Here is a 4,165-nt window from a genome sequence, read left to right on the forward strand (position 1 = left end):
ACGCCGACGGCCTGCGCGTCGAACAACCGCGTCACATTGGCGTGTGTGACCGCCACCCCCTTCGGCGTGCCGGTGGTGCCCGAGGTGTAAATGATGTGCGCCATGTCCTCGGGGGACGGCCCCGGCGGCGCCGTCGCGGGCTGGGTGTGCAGCGCCGGATCGGCCACATCTACCACCGCCAGGTGATGACCCTCCACCTTCTCGGCCAACGCCGCGGTCGTGACCGCGGCGATCGGGGCGGTGTCGGTGAGCATGAAAGCAATCCGCGCCGCCGGCAACGCCGGATCGATCGGCAAATACGCCGCCCCGGCCTTGAGCACCGCCAGAATCGCCACCACCGCCTCGGCCGACCGCGGGAGGACCAAGGCGACGGCTTGCCCCGGACCGGCGCCATGCTCAATCAATGCGTGCGCCAACCGATTCGCCGCCTCATCGAGCTCGCGGTAAGTCAACGACCGCCCCTCGAACGTCACCGCCGGCGCAGCCGCCCCGCGGGCCACCTGCGCGGCGAACAACGCCGGAATCGACGCCGGGGTCCACGGCCGGGCCAGCACCGCCCGACTACCGGCCCCGTCCAACCAAGCGCGCTCACCGGCGTCCAGCACATCGACCGCCGACAGCCGCCGGGTGGTGTTGGTCGTCAGTGCGACCAACACCCGCTCCAAACGGGTGATCAGCGCCTCGACGGTGTCGGCGTCGAACACGTCGGTGCGGAACTCGACCGTACCGTCGACGCCGTCCGGCCGGCCGTCCGCGGTCCAGCGCTCGGCCAGCGAGAACACCAGATCCATTCGCGCCGTGCGGTTTTGAAGCGCCAGCGGGGTGACTGCCACGTCGCCCAGGCTCAGTTCGGCGGGGCTGCCGTTCTGCCAGGTCAGCATGACCTGCACCAGCGGGTGATGGGCGAGGCTGCGGGTGGGGTTGAGCCGCTCCACCAGTACCTCGAAGGGCACGTCCTGGTTTTCGTAGGCCGCGAGGCTGCGCTGCCGCACCTGGGCCAATACCTCACCGAGCGTGGGGTTTCCGGTCAGATCGACCCTGAGCACCAACGTGTTGACGAAGAATCCGACCAGCTCATCCAGCGCCGGATCCTGCCGTCCGGCGATCGGAAAGCCCACCGCCACATCGGACGTCGCGCTCACCTTGGCCAGCAGCACCGCCAACGCGGCCTGGACCACCATGAAGCTCGTCACGCTGTGGTCGCGGGCCACCTCGCGCACGCGCTGCTGCAGTTTCGCCGGCCACTGGACGGTGACGCTGGAGCCGCGATAATCGGCCTCCACCGGGTAGGGCCGGTCGGTGGGTAGCGCGAGGTGTACGGGCAGGTCGGCCAGGGCCCGTTGCCAATACCGAAGCTGCCCGGCGATGAGGCTGGCGGGATCATCCAGTTCGCCGAACCGGGCGTGCTGCCACAGCGTGTAGTCGACGTACTGCACCGGCAGCGGCGCCCAGGCGGGTGGCTCGCCCGCGCACCGGCTGGCGTAGGCCGCGCCGAGATCGCGCACCAGCGGCGCCAGTGACCACCCGTCGGCCGCGATGTGGTGGGCGACGGCCACCAGCACGTGCCGGTTGACGGCGATTCGAAAAAGCATGGCGCGCAAGGGCATTTCGGTGCTCAGATCGAACGTGTGGCGCGCCGCGGTCTCGATGGCCTCGGTGAGGCGGCTCGGCGACCAACCGTCGGCATCGACCACCCGCCAACCGATGTCGGCCTGCGCGGCGGGGATGACCACCTGCTGCGGTGTGCCCTCGGGTGCGACGAACACGGTGCGCAGGGTTTCGTGTCGGGCCACGACATCGGCCAGCGCCACCGCGAGCGCATCGACGTCCAGGTCACCGTCCAGTTGCATCGCGGCGGCCATGTTGTAGACGGGCGACGGTCCCTGCAACTGGTCGGTGAACCACAATCGGTTCTGAGCGAACGACAACGGCACCACCGCGGGGCGCGGACCTGCCACCACCCGGGCCGGCCTGTCCTCGGCGGCGCCCAGGCGTGGCGCCAATTGGCGAATGGTGGGGGCCTCGAACAGGGTCCGCACTTCCAAGTGGGCGTCCAGACCGGTGTTGACCGCGGCCATCAACCGCATGGCGGACAAGGAATCCCCGCCGAGGTCGAAGAAGGAGTCGTCGACGCCGACGCGGTCCACCCCGAGCACCTGGGCGTAGATGCCGGCCAGGATCTCCTCGGTCATCGTCGCCGGTGGGCGGTATTCGCTGCCGCGATAGCCGGGTGCGGGCAGGGCGCGGGTGTCGAGCTTGCCGTTGACCGTCAGCGGCAGCTCGTCCATGGCGACGACCGCGGCCGGTACCAGGTAGCTGGGCAGCCGCTCGGCCAGGCGGTCGCGGATGTCGGTGGGATGTGCGGTTCCGGTGATGTAGGCGATGAGCCGCTTGTCGCCGGGCCGGTCTTCCCGAAGGACCACGACCGCCCGCTCAACCCCGTCCAAAGCCGTTAGCGCGGTGCGGATTTCGCCGAGTTCGATGCGGTAGCCGCGGATCTTGACCTGTTCGTCGGTGCGGCCCATGTACTGCAACTGGCCATCGGCACCCCAGCGCACCAAATCCCCGGTCCGATACATACGTTGTCCAGGCGCACCGGTCCCGCCGAACGGGCACGCCACAAACCGCGTCGCCGACAACCCCGACCGGCCCACATAGCCATACGCCAAACCCCGCCCGGCCACATACAACTCACCGACCACACCCTCGGGCACCGGCCGCAACCAACCATCCAGCACAAAGAACCCCAGATGCGCCAGCGACACCCCGATCGGGCTGGCGTTGCTGTCGACATCACCGTCGACGACCTCCCGAAACGACGCATGCACCGTGGTCTCGGTGATGCCATACATATTGATCAACCGCGGCAGCCCCGGATGATGATGCAACCACCGGCCCAGCCGATGCGGCTCGAGCGCCTCCCCACCAAACACCACCGTCTGCAACTTCAACTGCTGACCCAACTCCGGGGCCAACGCATCCGCGGTCTGCAACGCATAAAACGCCGACGGCGTCTGACTCAACACACTGACCTGTTCACGAACCAGCATGGCGTGCAGCTCCTCCGGCGAGCGCACCACCGCATCCGGCACCATCACCAATCGGCCGCCATACAACAACGACCCGAAAATCTCCCACACCGAAAAGTCGAACGCCAACGAATGGCACTGCGTCCACACCTGCCCCAACGCCAACTGCGCATCCAGCGACTCCAACAACTGAGTCACGTTGCGGTGCGGGATCGCCACGCCCTTCGGGGTGCCGGTGGTCCCGGACGTATAGATGATGTAGGCGATGTTGTCCGCCGACGGCGCCGCCAGCCCGCCGCCCGGTTGCGCCGCCACGGCGGGGTCGTCGAAATCGACGATGTCCAAGGCCTGCCCGTCCAGGCGCGAGCGCACCGCCGCGGTGGTCACCGCCGCGACCGGCGCGGCATCACCCAACACAAACTCAATCCGCGCCGCCGGCACCGACGGATCCACCGGCACATACGCCGCCCCGGTCTTGAGCACACCCAAAATCGCCACCACAGCCTCGGCCGTCCGCGGCAACACCACCGCCACGCGCTCGCCCGGACCCGCACCCCGACTCACCAACAAGTGCGCCAACCGGTTCGCCGACTCCTCCACCTCGCCATACGTCCACGACTGCTCACCATCGGTAATCGCCACCGCCTCCGGCGCCCGGGCAGCCTGCGCGGCGAATAACTCGGGAATCGAAAACGCGACGGGCGCTTGCTCATTCAGCGCCGCGCGGTTTCCGATGGCCTCGAGGCGGGCCTGTTCGGACTCGTCGAGCACTTCGATCGATGAAAGCCGCCGGGAGGGATCGGCCGTGAGTTGGACCAGCACCCCTCGCAGCCGCTCGATCAGCCTTTCCACGGTCGCGGTGTCGAACACGTCGGTGCGGAATTCGACCGCGCCGCCGATGCCGGCGGGCTGGCCGTCCTCGGTCCAGCGTTCGGCCAGCGAGAACACCAAATCCATCCGGGCGACCTGGGTGTCCACCGGCATCGGGGTGACCCGCACATCGCCCAGCGTCAGCCCGGCGGCCGGGCCCTCGTGTTGCCAGGGCAGGTTCTGCCAGGCGAGGACGACTTGGATCAGGGGGTGATGGCTGAGGCTGCGGGTGGGACCCAGCCGCTCCACCAGGACCTCAAAGGGCA

The 4,165-nt window shown here is 68.6% G+C and carries 1 protein-coding gene; it reads right to left on the reverse strand.

Annotated elements, in window-relative coordinates; genetic code table 11:
• On the reverse strand, nucleotides 1-4,165 hold a 4,165-nt coding region (locus WU80_RS24190; RefSeq protein ID WP_156349753.1), incomplete at both ends, for a non-ribosomal peptide synthetase.

This window comes from Mycobacterium sp. UM_11 (assembly GCF_001414075.1).
GTDB lineage: Bacteria > Actinomycetota > Actinomycetes > Mycobacteriales > Mycobacteriaceae > Mycobacterium.